Origin of the sequence: Mesorhizobium sp. M0074 (assembly GCF_040322975.1) — a bacterium.
Classification (GTDB): domain Bacteria; phylum Pseudomonadota; class Alphaproteobacteria; order Rhizobiales; family Rhizobiaceae; genus Mesorhizobium.
In genome coordinates this window covers 38,697-56,215 of sequence record NZ_JAMYUM010000005.1, presented here as the reverse complement: position 1 = coordinate 56,215, position 17,519 = coordinate 38,697, and the positions used below count along the sequence as shown (strand labels likewise).

13 protein-coding genes are annotated in these 17,519 nt (G+C 60.4%); 7 read left to right on the top strand and 6 right to left on the bottom strand.

The window, feature by feature from the left end; all coding sequences use genetic code 11:
* Positions 1 to 174: 174 nt before the first annotated feature.
* The 5 genes from NKJ73_RS08610 to NKJ73_RS08590 are packed head-to-tail and all read left to right on the top strand — an operon-like array spanning position 175 to position 7,794.
* Complete coding sequence (locus NKJ73_RS08610) at positions 175 to 2,913, top strand: non-ribosomal peptide synthetase (RefSeq protein WP_023675632.1); 2,739 nt, start codon at positions 175 to 177, stop codon at positions 2,911 to 2,913.
* Complete coding sequence (nadE, locus tag NKJ73_RS08605; RefSeq protein WP_352569191.1) at positions 2,910 to 3,893, top strand: NAD(+) synthase; 984 nt, start codon at positions 2,910 to 2,912, stop codon at positions 3,891 to 3,893. Before NKJ73_RS08610 ends, nadE begins: the two co-directional genes overlap by 4 nt.
* Before the next feature lie 3 nt (positions 3,894 to 3,896).
* Positions 3,897 to 5,918 carry an asparagine synthase (glutamine-hydrolyzing) gene (asnB, locus tag NKJ73_RS08600; RefSeq protein ID WP_352569015.1) on the top strand — a complete coding sequence of 674 codons (2,022 nt, stop codon included), beginning with the start codon at positions 3,897 to 3,899 and terminating at the stop codon, positions 5,916 to 5,918.
* Positions 5,915 to 7,471 carry a class I adenylate-forming enzyme family protein gene (locus NKJ73_RS08595; RefSeq protein WP_352569014.1) on the top strand — a complete coding sequence of 519 codons (1,557 nt, stop codon included), beginning with the start codon at positions 5,915 to 5,917 and terminating at the stop codon, positions 7,469 to 7,471. Before asnB ends, NKJ73_RS08595 begins: the two co-directional genes overlap by 4 nt.
* 56 nt (positions 7,472 to 7,527) lie before the next feature.
* Positions 7,528 to 7,794: an acyl carrier protein gene (locus NKJ73_RS08590; RefSeq protein ID WP_023675628.1), complete on the top strand. Its 267-nt coding sequence runs from the start codon at positions 7,528 to 7,530 to the stop codon at positions 7,792 to 7,794.
* A gap of 120 nt (positions 7,795 to 7,914) precedes the next feature.
* Here the strand turns inward: NKJ73_RS08590 and NKJ73_RS08585 are convergent, their stop codons facing one another.
* Positions 7,915 to 8,607 carry a N5-glutamine methyltransferase family protein gene (locus NKJ73_RS08585; RefSeq protein WP_352449674.1) on the bottom strand — a complete coding sequence of 231 codons (693 nt, stop codon included), beginning with the start codon at positions 8,605 to 8,607 and terminating at the stop codon, positions 7,915 to 7,917.
* A gap of 405 nt (positions 8,608 to 9,012) precedes the next feature.
* On the opposite strand from NKJ73_RS08585, the gene NKJ73_RS08580 reads away from it, so the two are divergent.
* Together NKJ73_RS08580 and NKJ73_RS08575 are read left to right on the top strand one after the other, a co-directional pair.
* Positions 9,013 to 10,764 carry a type I secretion system permease/ATPase gene (locus tag NKJ73_RS08580; protein ID WP_352569013.1) on the top strand — a complete coding sequence of 584 codons (1,752 nt, stop codon included), beginning with the start codon at positions 9,013 to 9,015 and terminating at the stop codon, positions 10,762 to 10,764.
* A gap of 242 nt (positions 10,765 to 11,006) precedes the next feature.
* Positions 11,007 to 12,305, top strand: a complete 1,299-nt coding sequence (locus tag NKJ73_RS08575) for an HlyD family type I secretion periplasmic adaptor subunit (RefSeq protein ID WP_245274645.1) — start codon at positions 11,007 to 11,009, stop codon at positions 12,303 to 12,305.
* A gap of 24 nt (positions 12,306 to 12,329) precedes the next feature.
* Here NKJ73_RS08575 and NKJ73_RS08570 read toward each other — a convergent pair whose 3' ends face one another.
* The 5 genes from NKJ73_RS08570 to NKJ73_RS08550 form a co-directional block, all read right to left on the bottom strand.
* Positions 12,330 to 13,592 (bottom strand): polysaccharide biosynthesis/export family protein, encoded by a 1,263-nt coding sequence (locus NKJ73_RS08570; protein ID WP_352455325.1) that lies wholly within the window; start codon positions 13,590 to 13,592, stop codon positions 12,330 to 12,332.
* 81 nt (positions 13,593 to 13,673) lie between these two features.
* On the bottom strand, positions 13,674 to 14,678 hold the full coding sequence (locus NKJ73_RS08565) for an SDR family NAD(P)-dependent oxidoreductase (RefSeq protein WP_023675622.1): 1,005 nt from the start codon (positions 14,676 to 14,678) through the stop codon (positions 13,674 to 13,676).
* A gap of 74 nt (positions 14,679 to 14,752) precedes the next feature.
* Positions 14,753 to 15,427, bottom strand: a complete 675-nt coding sequence (locus NKJ73_RS08560) for a sugar transferase (protein WP_023675621.1) — start codon at positions 15,425 to 15,427, stop codon at positions 14,753 to 14,755.
* The gene (locus NKJ73_RS08555) at positions 15,424 to 16,560 is read right to left on the bottom strand and encodes a DegT/DnrJ/EryC1/StrS family aminotransferase (RefSeq protein WP_023675620.1); all 1,137 of its coding nucleotides are present in this window, start codon (positions 16,558 to 16,560) and stop codon (positions 15,424 to 15,426) included. Before NKJ73_RS08555 ends, NKJ73_RS08560 begins: the two co-directional genes overlap by 4 nt.
* Positions 16,561 to 16,613: 53 nt before the next feature.
* A complete protein-coding gene (locus NKJ73_RS08550) occupies positions 16,614 to 17,336 on the bottom strand; it encodes a nucleotidyltransferase family protein (protein WP_023675619.1) in 723 nt (240 codons plus the stop codon).
* Positions 17,337 to 17,519: the final 183 nt, after the last annotated feature.

Here is a 17,519-nt window from a genome sequence, read left to right as displayed (position 1 = left end):
TGCGCACCACAACAGCCAGCGAGCCCGGCATGATTGGCTCGGCCGGCGGCTTGCGAAACAGGCGAAGTGACTAACCAAGCGCCCTTGAGGGAAGATCAGGGCATCATCAGAATGATCGATGAAAAGATTGGGGCGGGGGGCGATAAGTGACCCTAATCTTAGCGTAGGCAACTCATGTCTTCGGCATATTTGGGATCAGAAGTCGCGGATCAGGATCTAGCGGTGGATTGTCAGACAACGACCTCCGATAATTGGTCCAGTGTCCCACAATACGCACTGGATCAGGGTGGTCCCGTACTGCGCCCATTTCAAAGATTGGGCGTCGATTTTACCAACATTGCGGCCTTCGATCACCTGAGAAATGTCGTCCGCCAGTACCCCGACAAGCTTGCAATCAGCGACGGCGCCAATCGTCTGACCTATTCCCAGCTCCTCCGGTCAGTCGAGACGCTGTCCCACCAGATCGCGGCGACCGTCCCAGACGGACAGGCGATAGGGATTCTTCAGGCCAACTCGGCCTGGTATCCCATTGCCATGCTGGCAAGCATGACGGCTGGGCGGCCTTCGGTGCCACTCAACGCGCGAGATCCTAGCTCGCGTATCCTTGAAATCGTGGCCGGGGCGCGGCTCTCAGCTGTCCTGGGCGAGGGCAATGTCCGACCCGATGGATTGCCCCACCTGGTCAGTTGGATCGATGTGTCGACCAGTGCGGCCTCGCAGGCTGGGCAAGTGCCTCGTTCTTATTCCGTCTCGGTCGATGCGCCCGCCATCGTGCTTTATACGTCAGGGAGTACGGGCCGGCCCAAAGGCATCGTTAACAGCCAGCGCAGCTTGCTGTGCCGGGTCCAGCAATATGTCGATGCGTGCCACATCAACTCGGATGATGTTTTCCTGCCATTGACCGGACCCGCCACAATCGCCGGGTGCCGGGAGATTCTTGCTGCTCTTCTCACCGGCGCCACCTTGCATCTGGTCGAAGTCGAAGCGGTCGGCCTGCGCGCCGTTCAACGCCTGGTGCGATCCGAAGACGTGACAATCACCTATCTGGTGCCGGCACTGCTTCGCGCGCTTATGGCAGACGGACCTGCAGAAGCGTTCCATTCACTCAGAGTCGCCCGGATCGGTGGCGAGAAGGTGCCCTGGACCGACATCGCCCTGCTGCGCAAGGCCGTCTCCGATACGTGCCTTATCCAGATCGGTTACTCGTCAACCGAGACCACCGGCTCGCAATGGTTCCTGCCGCGAGACTGGCCAGAGCATGGAGATTCGGTTCCAGTTGGCTGGCTGCTGCCTGGAATCACCTTCGCAATTGTCGACGAAGCGGGCCGCCGCGTTCAACCGGGCCGCAGCGGAGAGCTTCTGATCAGGAGCCCGTATGTCTTGCTTGGCCATTGGGAGGACGGGGCGGTTGTGCCGGCAACATCAGACCCGCACGATCCAGGCCTTCGGATTTTCGCGACAGGTGACCTCGTTCGACTTGATGATCAAGGCCTACTGCACATCGTCGGTCGCAAGGGGCGCCAGGTAAAAATCAACGGTCGACGCGTCGAGCCAGCCGAACTCGAACGGGTGCTGCGTTGTGCACCCTCTGTCGCGGATGCCGTGGCAATCGTGACGGCCGCGAATGAGCTTGTCGCCTTTGCTGTTCCTCGGCGCTCGGCCGAAGCGACCTTTTCGGACGAGCTTCGCCAGCTTGTCAGGACCAATCTGCCGCCGCCGCTGCGTCCCTTGCGGTTGCACACGATCGCCGAGATTCCGCGTCTGCCGAGCGGCAAAGTCGACATCACGACACTTGCAGAGATGGATCTTTCAGCCAGAGAGACAGCGGCGACCGCGCGTCCGCTCGAGCCGCGAGGCAAGCTGACCGCGCAGCAGGTTGTCCAGCGGGCATGGACCAGCATTCTCAATACGCGCGTGGCGGCAGGACGCTGGGATGACGCCGGAGGAGATTCGCTGAAGCTGCTGCACTGCGTCATGGAAATCGAAAGCGCCATCGGGCAGGAACTCGGCCTTGAGGCCTTCACCGTCGGGATGAGCCTGGAGCAAATGGTCAAGGCGGTCGTGTCCGCCCAGGCAGGCGATCAAAGCGCGCGCGCCCAGAAGCACGACCCTCCCATTCTTTTTCTGTTCCCGGGGTCCGTCGGCTATGGCCCGAGCCTTGCAGCCTTTGCAGCAGCGATGGGCAAGGTGACCCGCGTTGCCCCGATCAGGTATCCGGCCCTGGCTATGATACTGCGCGGACAAGACAGCCTCGCCGATATGGCCGACGCCGCCGTCGACCAGATCCGCCGCGCCCAACCCTCGGGCCATGTACGACTTCTCGGCCATTCGCTCGGCGGCGCTGTTGCCTTCGAAGTTGCGGCGCGGCTGCTGGCAGCGGGGCGAACCGTAAAGTTCCTCGGCATCCTCGACACCAGCCTCGTCGGGGAGCGAAGCGCCCGCTGGGAGACGTTTACGCGCACATTCAATCGAATCCGAACCAACCGCGTGTCCGCTTACCGGATGGCATGCCGCGCCCTCGCGAAAGTCGCCGTGGCAATGAAGCGCGAGGCACAACTGGTCCAGTTTCTCGACCGCTTCGCTCAAGGACAGTTCAACGCGACGAGCTTTAGAACCAAACTGGAACTGCAAGAGGTTTTGCGCGCGCAAGCCTTCTTCCAGTGGGTGGCCGAGCCAAAGCCGGCTCTGCCGATCACAGGCACCCTGTTCCGCTGTGCTCGACCCGGAATGCCTCTGGCAATCGGCTGGGATAGCGTCTTCGCCCATCTGGACGTGATTCCGATCGTCGGCAGCCACATCGATCTGGTTGTAGAGCCTCACCTTACCACCAATCGTCCCCTTATCGAGAAAGCGGTGGCGAAAACCTATTCGCCAATCGAGTCTCGCAAACTGGAGTACAAGCCATCGACCTGATCTCAACATTCGGCAAAGACGCCCTGGTGCTCGACGCTGGCGCGGAAGTCGATCGCATCGTCCAGATCTTGCGCCAGCAGGTCTTCGGCACGCTGCGACGTCGAGGGGTGGTTGTCGGCCTCTCAGGCGGCATCGACAGCTCCGTCGTTGCGGCGTTGTGTGTTCGCGCCTTTGGGAAAGGCAAGGTCCTCGGGATATTCATGCCGGAGCGCCATTCCTCCGGCGACTCACTGAGGCTCGGCCGCATTGTCGCCGCACACCTTGGTATCGAAACGATCCTGGAGGATATAACGCCGGCCCTGGAAGCGGTCGGCGCCTATAGACGGCAGACCGAAGCAATCCAGACCGTCGTTCCCGAATATGGGGACAGCTGGAAATGCAAGCTGGTGCTCGCCTCGGTTCTCGAGAGCAACGGTCTCAACATCACGCGCCTCACGGTTCAGGACCCCGAGGGCAGGACCGACACGGTGCGCCTGCCGTCGGCAGCCTATCTGCAGATCGTCGCTGCAACCAACTACAAGCAGCGCCTGCGCAAGATGACCGAATACTACCATGCCGACCGCCTCAACTACGCGGTAGCGGGCACGCCGAACCGCCTGGAGTACGACCAGGGCTTCTTCGTCAAGCAGGGCGACGGAATTGCCGACCTGATGCCAATCGTCCACCTCTACAAGACCCAGGTCTACCAGTTGGCCGAATATCTTGGGGTGGAGGAAGAGGTCCGGCGCAGACCGCCCACCACAGACACCTTCTCGATGGCGCAGAGTCAGGAGGAGTTCTACTTCGCGCTTCCTTATTATCTGATGGATCTGTGCCTCTACGGCTTGAACCATGGGATCGCCGACGAAGACGTCGCCGAGGCAACCGGCCTCACCGTGATGCAGGTCCAGAAGGTTTTCAAGGATATCGACAGCAAGCGGCGCGCCGCACGTTATCTTCACGCGCGGCCGTTGGTATCCTCTTCAATGGGCGAGGGCTAGGCGATGTGCGGCATCGCCGGAATTGTGTCGCTGAGCGCCGCAGCGGCGTCCCCTTCCCGGGATGCGCTGATACGCATGGCGGGCGCGCTGGCGCATCGCGGCCCGGACGAGCGCGGCCTTTACCGGGACAGACGTGCAGGATTGGCGCATGCCCGCCTGTCCGTCATCGATCTCGCAAGCGGCCAGCAGCCACTCGCCGGCGCGGGCGACACAATGTGGATCGTCTTCAACGGCGAAATCTTCAATTACGTCGAGCTGCGACAAGATCTGGTCGCGCTCGGTTATCGCTTTCGCACACGCAGCGACACCGAGGTCATCGTCCATGCCTATCATGCCTGGGGCGAGGCCGCCTTCGAGCGAATGAATGGGCAGTGGGCAGTCGCCATCTGGGACTCCGTGGCAGGTCGTCTCGTCTTGTCGCGGGATCGGTTCGGCATCTGCCCGCTGCACTTTTGCGAGCATGGCGGACGGCTTTACTTCGCCAGCGAGGTGAAGGCCATTTTCGCGGCCGATGCGGATATACCCCGCGCCTTCGATCCAGCCGGCATCGATCAGACTTTCACACTCTGGACTGTCGCGCCGCCACAAGGCGTGTTTGGAGGAGTAAGCGAACTCACGCCGGGGCATGTCCGCATTTATGACAGCGGCGTCGTCCGGGAGCGGGCTTTTTGGAAGCCTGACTATCCAGAGGTTGACGGACCCGGCGATGATGAATTCACCGGCTCGCTTGATGACGCGGCGGAGGAAGTGCGCAGCGCCCTGGAAGCCGCGACGGCGCTCAGGATAGTACGCGCCGACGTGCCGGTCGGCTGCTATTTGTCCGGCGGGCTCGACAGCTCGCTGGTCGCCACGCTGGGGAGACGCTTCGCGGGCGAGCGCTTCCAGACTTTCTCGCTGCGTTTTGCCGACGCCGAGTATGATGAGACCTATTTCCAGCGCCTGGTTGCCGGCGTGGCCGGCAGTGACCATCATGAGGTGGTTGTTTCGCGCAGCGATATCGCTGGCATCTTCCCTGAGGTGATCTACCACACCGAGCGGCCAATCCTCAGGACCGCGCCGGCGCCGCTGTTCCTGCTCTCGAGACTGGTGCGCCAGCATGGCATCAAGGTCGTGCTGACCGGCGAAGGGGCCGACGAAATGTTCGCCGGCTACGATTTGTTCCGCGAGGGCAAGGTCCGCCGCTTCTGGGGACGCCAGCCCGCCTCGACGCGACGCTCGCGGCTGCTGGAGCGCCTCTATCCCTATCTCAGCCGCTCGCCGGTGCAGCAGCAGGCTATGGCACGCCAGTTCTTCGGGCGCGACATCCACGCCTGTGACGCGCCTGGTTTTGCGCATGGCACGCGCTGGCGTACCACAAGCGCCATCAAGCGGCTGTTTTCGGCAGACATGCGCGCCCAAACGGAGCGCCGCAACGCCGTGTCCGAGCTGCTTGCCCGCCTGCCGCCGGAGTTTTCGCGATGGGGCTCTCTTGCGCAGGACCAGTATATAGAGATTCAGACGCTGATGTCGGGATACCTGCTTTCCTCACAAGGGGACAGAATGCTGATGGCTCATTCCGTCGAGGGGCGCTTCCCGTTCCTCGATCATGAACTCGTGAGACTCGCGAATTCGCTTCCGGCCGCATACAAGCTGCGCGTGCTCGATGAAAAGCATGTGCTGAAGCGCGTAGCGCAACCGATCGTGCCGTCGGAAATCGTCACCCGCAAGAAGCAGCCTTACCGGGCTCCCAACGCGCTTTGCTTTGTCGCAGATGGCGCTCCGGCCTACATTCGCGAAGCACTTTCGGAGGCGGCGCTGCGCGAAGCGAACGTCTTCGATCCCAAGTCGGTTACCCGGCTCCTGAACAAGTGCCAGGCCAGCGCCGGCGACGGCGACCTGTCCAACTCCGACAATATGGCGCTGGTCGGGGTGCTGTCGACGCAGCTTCTTCATCGGCAATTTATCGCGAGCCGTCCAAGTGGGGCTCGCACGCTCAGGCTCAGCATCGATATCGACCGCGAACACCGCGAAGAGGTGCTCGCATGATGCATGGCGCCGTACCGCTCCTGCACGACTATCTCACCCACTCTGCCAGCCGGCTCGGCGAGAAGGTGGCCCTGGTGTGCGGCAATCAACGTGTCACTTATGGCGATCTCGATATGCGTTCGAACGCCATAGCGCACCATTTGACCGATGCCGGAATTGCGCGTGGCGATCGCGTGGTGGTCTTCGCCGACAACACTGTCGAGGCCGTCATTGCGTTCTGGGCGGTGCTCAAGGCCAACGCCGTGGTGTGCATCGTCAATCCGCTCACCAAAAGCGACAAGCTTGATTATCTGCTCAACGATTGCCGCCCGACGGCACTGATCACCGACAAACACCTGCACTCGATTTTCAGGGAGCCGGCGCGGAATTGCCCATCGTTGCGCCGCATGATCGTCTCCGGGCCGATCGAACACAGCGACCTGCAAGAATTGCCGCATGCTGTGCGCTGGGACGCCGCGGTCGCGGCAGCCCGCAGCACGCCGCCCTCGCGCCGCTGCATCGACATCGATCTCGCTGCGATCATTTATACGTCCGGCTCGACGGGCGAGCCCAAGGGCGTGATGCTGACGCATCGAAACATGATCGCCGCGTGCGCCTCGATTTCCTCATACCTGGCGCTTGCCGAAGACGAGGTGATCCTCAATGTCCTGCCGCTCGCCTTCGACTACGGTCTTTACCAGATGATCATGGCATTCGGCGCGGGCGCCCGGCTGGTGCTTGAGCGCTCGTTCGCCTTCCCGGCGCAGATCCTTGGGCTGATCAAGCAAGAAAGGGTGACGGGTTTTCCCGGCGTACCGACCATCTTCGCCGCACTCGGGGAGCTCAGGTCTCTCAGGGATCAGGATTTTTCGAGTATTCGCTACGTCACGAACACTGCGGCCGCCCTGCCGCTCAAGCACATTCTCCTACTGCAGGAGCTGTTTTCTGGCGCCCGCATCTATTCGATGTACGGCCTTACCGAATGCAAGCGCTGCACCTACCTGCCGCCGGAGGATCTGGAGCGAAAGCCGTCGAGCGTCGGGATCGCCATCCCCAATACGGAAATGTGGATTGTCGACGAGCATGACAGGCGGGTCGGCCCCGGCATCGTTGGTCAGCTCGTCATCCGCGGAGCGACGGTGATGAAGGGCTATTGGGGCAAGCCGGAGGCGACAGCCAGGAAGCTCAAGCCCGGCCCGCTGCCGGGTGAGCAGGTCCTATACACCGGCGACTACTGCCGGATGGACGCCGAGGGCTACCTCTACTTCGTCGGTCGCGGCGACGAGATCATAAAATCGCGCGGAGAGAAGATAGCGCCGAAGGAGGTGGAAAACGTGTTGATGAACATTGCGGGCGTACGGGAAGCCGCGGTCATCGGCGTTCCGGACGAGCTGCTCGGGCAAGCAGTGAAGGCATTTGTCGTGATGGAGCAGGGAAGCATGATCGGTGAAAAGCAGTTGCAGAAAGAATGCCAGAGACGGCTGGAAAACTTCATGGTTCCGAAGTCCATCGTCATCGTACCCAGTCTGCCGATGACCGACACGGGTAAGCTCAAAAAAACGGCCCTGTCATGAATCGGTACCAGGGCGAAGTTGATCAGCATTCATCTTTTGTACCGGAGGCGAAATCAATGTTATCTACCAAGGATAGAACCGATACCTGCAGCGAACAAATTCGCGCTTTCCTGGCTTCGAATTTCTATATAGCCGATCCCGAGAGCCTGGAGAGCGACACCTCGCTACTCGACCAGGGCATCGTGGACTCGACGGGTGTGCTCGAGGTTATCGGCTTCATCGAGGAGACCTTCGGCATCACGGTCGAAGACAGCGAGCTGCTGCCGGAGAATCTCGATTCCATCGAGGGAATTGCGCAATACGTCATGCGCAAGAGAAACTGACGCAAGAGAAACTGATCGCCGAAATCTCGCGCAACTCTGTTTCAACTTCCCGGCCGTTTCTAGCCGCGACAGCGCGTCTACCCGCCGCGACAGCGCGTCTACCCGCCGCGGCTGCGATGCTTACGCCTGCGCCCTCGTATGTCCCACTACCACCCTGCCCTCACCGGCCTGGTTGGTGACTGCCCGGATACTCTCATAGGCCTTGGAACGCTCGAGCAAACTCATGACCTGCCGGTCCTGGCCAAGCCCCACCTCGAAAAGCAGGATGCCTCCGCGCCGCAAATAGCGCGGCGCCTCCTTGAGCACCCGCATGTGGATGCTCAGGCCGTAGGGGCCGGCTGCGAATGCTTCACGCGGCTCGAGCTCGACCAGATGCGAACGGTCGCCCTCGAGCCGTTTTTCCGAAATGTAGGGCGGGTTGCAAACGATCACATCGATCGTGCCATCGAGCTCCAAGCCTGAGAAGGCGCTGAACAAGTCGCCCTGAAGCACCGTTACCCGGTCCTCGATTTCAAGATGGGTGACGTTGCGGCGCGCGACCTCCACGCATCCGTCGGTAAGATCGCTTGCCCACACGCGCGCGGTGGGAGCGTGGTGCGCGATGGCGCACGCCAGATTGCCCGCCCCACAGCACATGTCGACAACGCGAGGCACCGGCAGGTTCAGTTGGCTCAGGACATCGAGAGCGGCCTTGCCGAGCAGTTCCGTTTCCGGCCGAGGAACAAGCGCACCGGGCGAGACCAGCAACTGCAATCCCATGAAGGTGCTGCGCCCCCTGCCGTAGGCATCGGCAACATTGATCTCTTCGCTCACGACACTCGCCTCCCCGATTTAGCCGGCGTTGGTGACCGACAATTGCGTACCGATGAAGTGTATCTCAAAACCGTTTAACTCTCGATCGACAAAATCAAAACCGATCCCTCCCCAGACGCTTTGAAGCCTTGATGCTACAAAGATGACCATAAGCTTCTGCGCCGTGTCATGATTAGGAATATCTCCTTACTCGACCCGGTTATCCCCAGCCTGGCGAGCCAGTTGCCGAATTCTCAGCCTGGCGTCACGATTTTGCTACATTTTAATCAAAGAAGGCACGTATGTAAGCAATTCGTAATGTTCAGCAGCGGGGCGGGGCTGCTGCTTCCCGGAAGGTTAAAGTTTGTCCCTCATCGAAAGAATCGACGAGATTGCGCGGCAATTTCGCGTCAACGAGCGCACATCATGAAGTCGACCAAAGGGCGCTCGCTCGATCTCCGCTCCGCAATGTTCGGCTGTGTGCACGGCCTCGTCGGCGTAGGCATTTTCTCGGCATTGATAAATATCCTCGCCTTGACCGGCTCCGTCTACATGCTCCAGGTCTATGACCGCGTGCTGCCTTCGCAGAGCGTGCCGACTCTTGTCGGATTTACAGTCGGGATGCTGGGACTTTACGCGGCCTATGGGCTCCTCGATTTCGTGAGGCTTCGCCTGTTGGTCCGCATCGGCAGCCGCCTGCATAGAAATCTGCAGCAAAAAGCGTTCGCAGCCTCGCTTTCCCTGCCCCTCGTCGCCGGGCCGGATGCGAACCGGGTACACCCGCTTCGTGATCTGGACCAGCTACGTGGCTTTCTTTCCGGGCTCGGGCCGACAGTCTTATTCGACGCTCCTTGGATACCATTTTATATGGTGGTCATCTATCTGCTGCACCCCGCGCTTGGCGTGCTGGCAACGCTCGGCGCATGTGCCGTTGTGTTTTTGACGGTGGTTGCCGAGATCATCGGCCGCAAACCTGCGGCTCGTGCATCTGAGACACTCGTAGCGCAACGGCTTCTGGCCGACTCCGGCCGCCGCAACGCAGAGGTTGTTCAGGCGATGGGCCTTTCCGCCCCGCTTAGCCGGCGCTGGAACGAGGTCAGTCATCTTTATCTGAAGAACCAGGAACGGCTCTCCGACGTCGTCGGCGCAGCAAGCTCACTGTCGAAGACGCTCCGAATGGCCCTGCAATCATGTGTGCTAGGGCTTGGTGCCTACCTTGTGATCGGCGGCGAGGCCTCGCCTGGCGTGATCATTGCATCGTCCATATTGCTGGGCCGCTCGCTGGCGCCGGTCGATGTGGCGATCGCAAACTGGAGAGGGTTTCTGGCAACCCGCAAAAGCTATACCGAGCTGTCGGCAGCCCTGGATGCTTTTGATAGCCAGCAAGAGCCAATGGAACTGCCCGGCCCGAAGGCTGAGCTTGCGGTCGAGGAATTGACCGTCGCGCCACCAAGCCTGCAGAAGCCCACCATCTTCAATGTAAGCTTCCGCTTGGCGAGAGGCGCAGGGTTGGCGGTCGTCGGCCCGAGCGGCTCCGGCAAGACCACGCTCGTGCGCGCTTTGGTCGGGGCATGGAAGCCGCTTCGTGGCACGGTAAGATTGGACGGCGCCTCGCTCGATCAGTGGAATTCAGAACTGCTCGGCATTCATATTGGCTACCTTCCGCAGGACGTTGAGCTGTTCGACGGGACGATCGCCGATAACATTTCGAGGTTCGGCGGCAAGCGCGACGCAAAAGGCGTGCTGGCAGCTGCCAAGGCTGCGGGCGTGGACAAGATGATCATGCGTCTTCCGCAGGGTTTTCAAACACGCATCGGAGAAGGCGGCGCGGCCCTTTCGGCTGGGCAGAGGCAGCTCGTCGGGCTTGCCAGGGCACTTTACGGCGATCCATTCCTCGTCGTTCTTGACGAACCAAATTCCAATCTGGATGCAGACGGTGATGCTGCTTTGGCCGGCGCAATCCTGGCAGTGCGTCAGCGCGGCGGTATCGTGATCGTCGTTGCGCATCGCCCCTCCGCTCTCGTCAACATCGATCAGGTACTCGTCCTGTCGAACGGGATGCTCCATTCGTTCGGCTCGCGCGAAGACGTTCTGGCAAATGTGATCCGGCCCTTCCCGCGCCCGGACAAGCCAAGCATTGTCGTTCCGCTGCAGCACGGTGCAAGCGGGCATGCGTGAGGTATTGCTTAGTGTCTAACGTGACCATGTCGTCATATGCTGCGGTTGGCGGCGAAGGCCAGCCGACCGGGGAGAAGCCGGAGCCGGATGGGATTCGAGCCAATCCACCCTGGGGTACTCTGGTCCGGAGCCTAGCAGCACATTGTCGTTCCGCCGCACAAAGGTGCAGCCGGGCATATGCGAGGTATCGCTCTGCTGTTGCCGTGTCGTCATACGTCGCAGCCGGTGGCGAAAGCCGTTCGTTGGAGACGAAGCCAGAGCCGGATGGCATCCGGGCCAATCTGCTCTTGGGCCTGGCAACCAGCTTGCTGTTGATCTTTGGCGGAGGGCTCTGGTTGGGATTGACCAAGATTGCCGGCGCGGTGATTGCGCCCGCAACCGTGGTGGTCGAAAGCAACATTAAAAAAGTCCAGCATCAAACCGGCGGCACCATCGGCGGAATCTTCGCGCAGGACGGCGATCATGTGAAGGCCGGCGATGTGTTGGTCAGGCTGGACAACACATTGACCCGAGCAAACCTGCAGATAATCACCGAGGACCTCAATCGCGCCACCATTCGTCTGGCCCGACTGGAGGCCGAGCGCCAGGGTCTGCCGGAAATGCAGATCCCGCCCGACCTTCGCGCTCAAATGGGCGACCCGCAAGTGGTGGCACTTGTCAGTGGCGAGCGTGCCTTGTTTGAAAGCCGTGCTGCGGCGCTGGCTGGCCAGAAGGCACAATTACAAAGCCGCGCGAAGCAGCTGGAACGTCAGATCGATGGCCTCAAATCGCAGCAGTCTGCAACGGACGAGTCTCTGGATCTGCTGACCAAGAACCTTGCGGATGTCGAATCTCTCTACGCAAAGAAGTTGGTGTCCAAGGAGAGGTTGAGCAATGTCAGCCTGGATAAGACCCGGGCTCGCGGCGAATCGGGACGCCTTGTCGCAGCGATAGCAGAGGTACAAGCTCACATCAGTGAAACGGACCTGCAGGTGCTTCAGCTCGACGAACAAATGCGGAGCGACGTGACCAACGAACTTCGCGAAACGGAAGCCAAGCAGACCGAGCTCAGCGAGCGCCAGGTGGTGGCCGAAGACGAACTCAGCAGGACAGACATTCGTGCCCCGCAATCGGGCACAGTACAAGAATCCTCGGTCCATACCGTAGGAGGCGTGATTGGCGCAGGAGAGGTGCTCATGATGATTGTGCCCGATTCCGACAACCTTGTCGTCGACGCTTCCATTCCTCCGTCGCGTATCGATGAGATTCATCCCGGACAGCAGGTGTCGATCCGCTTTCCAGCGTTCGACGCCGGCACCACACCTGCTTGCGAAGGCTCGGTCAAGCGCGTCTCAGCGGATCTGATCAAGGATCAGCAACGCCAGCTTTCCTTTTTTTCGGCGCGCATCGACGTCGAGAATGAAGCGACGTGCCTGACAGGAGAGAAAATACTCAAACCGGGCATGCCCGCCGAAGTCCACATAAGAACCGACGAGCGCAGTGTCTGGTCCTACTTGATGAAGCCCCTTACCGACCAGTTTTCCAGGGCCTTCAGGCAGTAAAGCGGTTGCGAAACGCGGCCCGATCTATCGGGTCGCCGCATTTTCGAGAGCGCTGCTGAATCTGACCTCGATCGTGTCTCCCGGCATGACCTCGGTGTCTTCTTGGGCAAGCTGTTTTCGCCATTCTTCGCCGACCTTGCGAATGATCGTGACCTCGGCCTGGACCTTCTCGCCGGCAACCGGCAACGGCAGTGCGGCAGCTCCCGTGGGCTGCAACTTTTGGCTGGCGGCGCGAAGCCTTGCGCTGACGTCGGCAAGGCGCACGTTGGTATCCTTCAACTCGATCAGCAGACCCATCCTTCTTTGGTTGTCATTGCGTTCGTGCTGTCTGGCAAAATCGTCCTGCTGACGTCGTGCTCTCATAAGCTCAACCGACGTTTCGAGTGCCCGGCTGGAAGAGAGAACCAAAGCGCGCCGGACGTCGGCGAGCCGGTTGTTGGTGAGATTTCCGGACTCAAACGCTTTCCTTACGCGCGCCAGATCGTCTTCGTCCGCCTTCACCCCATCCGCTTCGGCCTGCTCGCGTTTGAGCAAGGTCTCGGTTTGTGCGGCGGCATCCTTGCCGCTTTTATCCAGAAAGCCCTGCTCTTGCTGGAAGTTGTCCAACGAGAGCTTCAGCCCTTCCGCTTCAGCCTGCGCGATCGCCGACGCAAAACTTGCCGGCAAGGGAGATCCTTGTGGTGGCTGCATGTCGAAAGTCGGTTTGTCCTGAAGTTCGGCGCGGATGCGGGCGCTATGAAAATAATCTCTGGTATATTCCCCCCAAAGCGACTCGTAATCGCGCCGCAGATCCACCGGATCTGGGCCAACCTGGTTTGCCCGGGACCGCAAAAGGCTGAAACCGCCTGACACGGCAATCGCCTGCCGCACGGTCATCAGCGGGCGGTAGGCCTGCTGTCCGGGAGTGAGCACGTCGCCGGTCACATAGATCGGCCTGTACTCCGCAACCACGGCGGTCACGTCTGTCGGCTTGATGACGATCATTTGCTCCCGCCCATCAGGCAGACGCTGGTGGAATATCTTGGTCGGCAAGATCGTCTGCATGCGCGTTTGCAGTTCAGCCGGAGTTAAGCCGCCCACCGAAACCATACCGACTTCGGGAAGCGCGATCGTGCCGTCCATCTGGACCACCGCACGTTGCGTTCGCTCCGGGATGGAGGCAATTCCAATCTCGACGGTGTCGCCGGCAGAAAGTCGATAGGCGACCCGCGGTTCCGCTGCAGCAGCCGTATCCATGGCAGCCAGCATGCCGAGCACGACAATAAGGATTCGATCAACGAGGACCATGGGCGACAATCTCCTTCTGGCTCGAATCCGGCGATACCGCGGCCGCAATCAACAGCGGAGCCAATCCTCCCGGGCGAAAGCTCATGTCATGTAACCCATTTCGTGTCGCACCCGGCCTTCGCTGAGGCGCCCTTGCCACCATCCGATGGTCCGCTCCAAGCCTTCGCGCAGGCTGGTCTGGGCACGCCATCCAGTCTTGCTTTCGAGGAGCGAAGAATCGGCCAGCAAGGCACGCACCTCGGAATTCTGCGGCCGCAGGCGGCGCTCGTCCCGGTGGATTGGTTTCTTGCAGCCACTCAACTCGATCACCAGATCCAATATGTCCGAGATCGTCACAGCGCGCTGGCTTCCGGCATTGTAGGCATGGCCAAATTCGAGCTCGGCGGAACCTGCGGTCAAAAACGCCGCCGCGGTGTCTTCCACGAAAGTAAGATCGCGGATCGGGCTTGTGTCTCCCACCATGATCGCCGGGCATTTTTTGTCGAGAGCCTGGCGTATAATGGTCGGTACGATGGCCCGCTCACTCTGGCGCGGGCCGTACGTATTGAAGGGCCGCATGATGACCACGGGGATGTCGAACGATCTGGCGTAGGACTCCGCCATCATGTCCGCGCCGATCTTGGATGCCGAATATGGTGACTGTCCCTGCAACGGGTGGGATTCGCTGATAGGCATTGTCAGCGCGGTGCCGTAAACCTCGCTTGTCGAAGTGTGCACTACACGCTCCGTCTCCCATTGGCGCGCCGCTTCGAGAACGTTGACCGTGCCCAGGATGTTGGTCTCCACATAGGACTGGGCAGCGGCATACGAATACGGAATAGCTATCAGTGCGGCGAGATGAAACACGACCGCCTGGCCACGCACGATCCGGTTAAGGAACGCGCTGTCGCGAACATCGCCGCGGACGAGATTCAACTGGCGTCGTATGGTGTCGGGCAAATCGTCCAGCCAGCCGTGGCTGTCGAAGGAATTGTAGAGTGCCAGCGCGGTGACGTCGGCGCCGCTGCGGACGAGTGCTTCGGTGAGATGAGAACCGATGAACCCGTCGGCACCCGTAACCAGAACTTTCCTGCCCTTGTATGCCATGACCCAAGCGTTCCCCCTATGACGTGAGGCACTGACTTTGCAAATCCACGAGAGCGCGGATGTCCCACCTGCTCTCAAGGTCCAATCGGCGGCGGCGAAACCACGCCAAGCACCGCCAGCAAGCCGCGCACCATCCACACAACATCGGAGCCGATCGTGCGCTGCGGATAATAGGAAAGGTCGAGCCTGGCTTTGGCAGGAAACAGAACCTGGCGATAGAACAGTAGCGGGTCCACCGATCGCGGATAGAAACGGGCTTCATGCCGGAAGAGAACCTGGGCTGGACCCAGCAAGCCTGGCTTGTATTGTAAAACGTCTTCGAAGCCCCCGCGAAAACAATCGGCGAAGGCAAGGCTCTCCGGGCGTGGCCCGATGATTGCCATCTCGCCTCTGAAGACGTTCCAAAGCTGTGGCAGTTCGTCGAACTTGGTGACGGCGAGGAACCGTCCTATCGGCGTCATGCGGCTGTCATCGGCCATGGTCAGAGCCAAGCCACCGGGGTCGCATTGCACGCTGAACTTGCGGAACTTGTACATGCGGAATGGGCGAGCACCGGCCCCGACGCGGGTCTGTGTGAAGAAGATGGGCCGACCGCCTTCCAGCAGCAGCGCCACGGCAATCAGCAGCATCAGCGGGGCGAAGACGATCGCCGCGGCTGCCGCAATGACGAGATCGATTGCTCGTCTCGCAGACCCATGGGCGGCGCTCGAGACGTTAGACCGGTGAATGGCTAGGTCCAGGGCATTCATGCGGCTGTTCCTGTCTGAGCGCAATTATTGACCGCCGCGGCAAGAGCGACGACTACCGATTCGACCAATGGCGCGGTGATCTGCGGATGCAGCGGTACAGTCAGTTCGCGCTGCGCGAAATCTTCAGTGCGCGGTAAGTGAGTACCGGGAATGAGCTCACGATAGAGCGTCATCTGGTGCACCGGCGGGTAGTGGATAGTGGTTTGTATCCCTTGCCCGCGCAGTGCGTCGATGACGTCTTGCCTGTCGGCGTAACGTGGCAAAAGGATAGGCATGATGTGGTAGGCCGACGTCCGCGGCTCGTGGAACGGGATGGTCACGGCCGGGCAATGCTTCGCTATGAGACGGCGATACAGCATGACCAGGATACGCCTGATCTCATTCCACTCCTGCAGATTTTGCAGCTGGACCAGTCCGATCGCAGCCCGCAATTCATCCATGCGATAGTTGAATCCGAGCATGGTGACATCATACTGAGGGGTGCGGCTGTTCAGCCTTTGACGCGTCCCGGTGGTCATCCCATGTCCACGCGCCTGGCGGATTGTCTCGAGCAGACCGGCATCCCTGGCGATCACAGCCCCGCCTTCCGCCGTGGTCATGTTCTTGTTGCCGTAGAAGCTGAAGGCGGCTGCGGCACCAAATGTCCCCACCTCCTTCAAGCCCGGCGCATGCGCCGCGTCCTCGACGATGTGCAGCCCCCGGGCACGGGCGAGCCTCTGCCATTGTTCCCGATCGGCGAGGTAGCCGGCGAAATGAACGAGAATGATTGCCTTGGTGCGGGCCGTGCATTTCGCTTCGGCTTCCACGATCGACATCAGCGGCACGTCGGCTGACTCGATGTCGACGAAAACCGGCGTCGCACCGACATAGAGGACCGCATTTGCGGTCGCCACGAACGTCAAGGATGGCACCAGCACCTCGTCGCCCGGTCCGATGCCAAGTGCGTGCAAAATGAGATGAAGCGCTGCGGTGCAAGAACTGACCGCGACGCAATCCTCCGCATCATGAACGTCGGCAAAAGCTTGTTCGAAGGCTCGTACCTGCTCCCCCATGGTCAGCCAGCCGCTGTCGATGACCTTGGTCAAAGCAGTCTTCTCCGGCACACCCAAGATCGGGGCACTGACCAAGAGCATCACAACCTCCTAGACTGATAACTGTGGGAACCGGGCCCGTGACTTCATCATCATCATGCAGCCGTCGCAGTGACCTCGATCGAGGCCGACTGGTCTTCCCAGGAAATGGTCTGTGCGTTCTGAAAATCGTCGACGCGCCCGATATCGAGCCAGAGACCCTCATGTTTGTACACGTGCACGGTTGTGCCGTTCTGCATCATCTGCAGCATCAGGTCGTCGAACCCAAAGGGTATGCCGGATGGGATAAACTGCAGAACATCCGGGTTCATGCAGTAAATTCCCATGCTGACCAGATGCGAAAGCGTCGGCTTCTCGCGAAAGACCTGCACGGTATTGTCGACTTCGTCGATGACGCCGAAATCCATCTTGATCAGGCGACAGGCTGTTGCGATCGTCACTGGATCGGTGTGCTTACGGTGCGCTGCTACAAATCGACTGAGGCTTAGATCCGTGAGGACATCGCCATTGAGAACGATGAATGGCTCCGTCAGTTCATCCCTGATCAAAGACAGTGGCCCGATGGTGCCAAGCGGCTCCATCTCCTGCGTATATCGAATTTTCAGGTTCCACTGCGAGCCATCTCCACACACGGTGCGGATCAAGTGGCCGAGATACCCGGTTGTAATATAAACTTCCTGAATGCCGTTGCGTCGCAACCATTTCAGAAGCATCTCGAGAACCGGCCGTGCCCCGATCGGCATGAGCGGCTTCGGCAAGACCGAAGTGAAGGGGCGGAGGCGTGTTCCCATTCCTCCACATTGAATAACCGCTTTCATCCTGGTCCTCCCTTGTTCATTCGGCCTGAACGCTATCGTCACGGGCCGGCTATCCTGCCCTGGTCAGCACCCGGGAAACGCGTTCTTGTCCCCTCAGAAGAACCGGTGAGATTTCCCGTAGAAGACCGGTGAGATTTCTCCACTGTCCCCTGATCCGGACATTGCATCTGGATGGTATGTGGC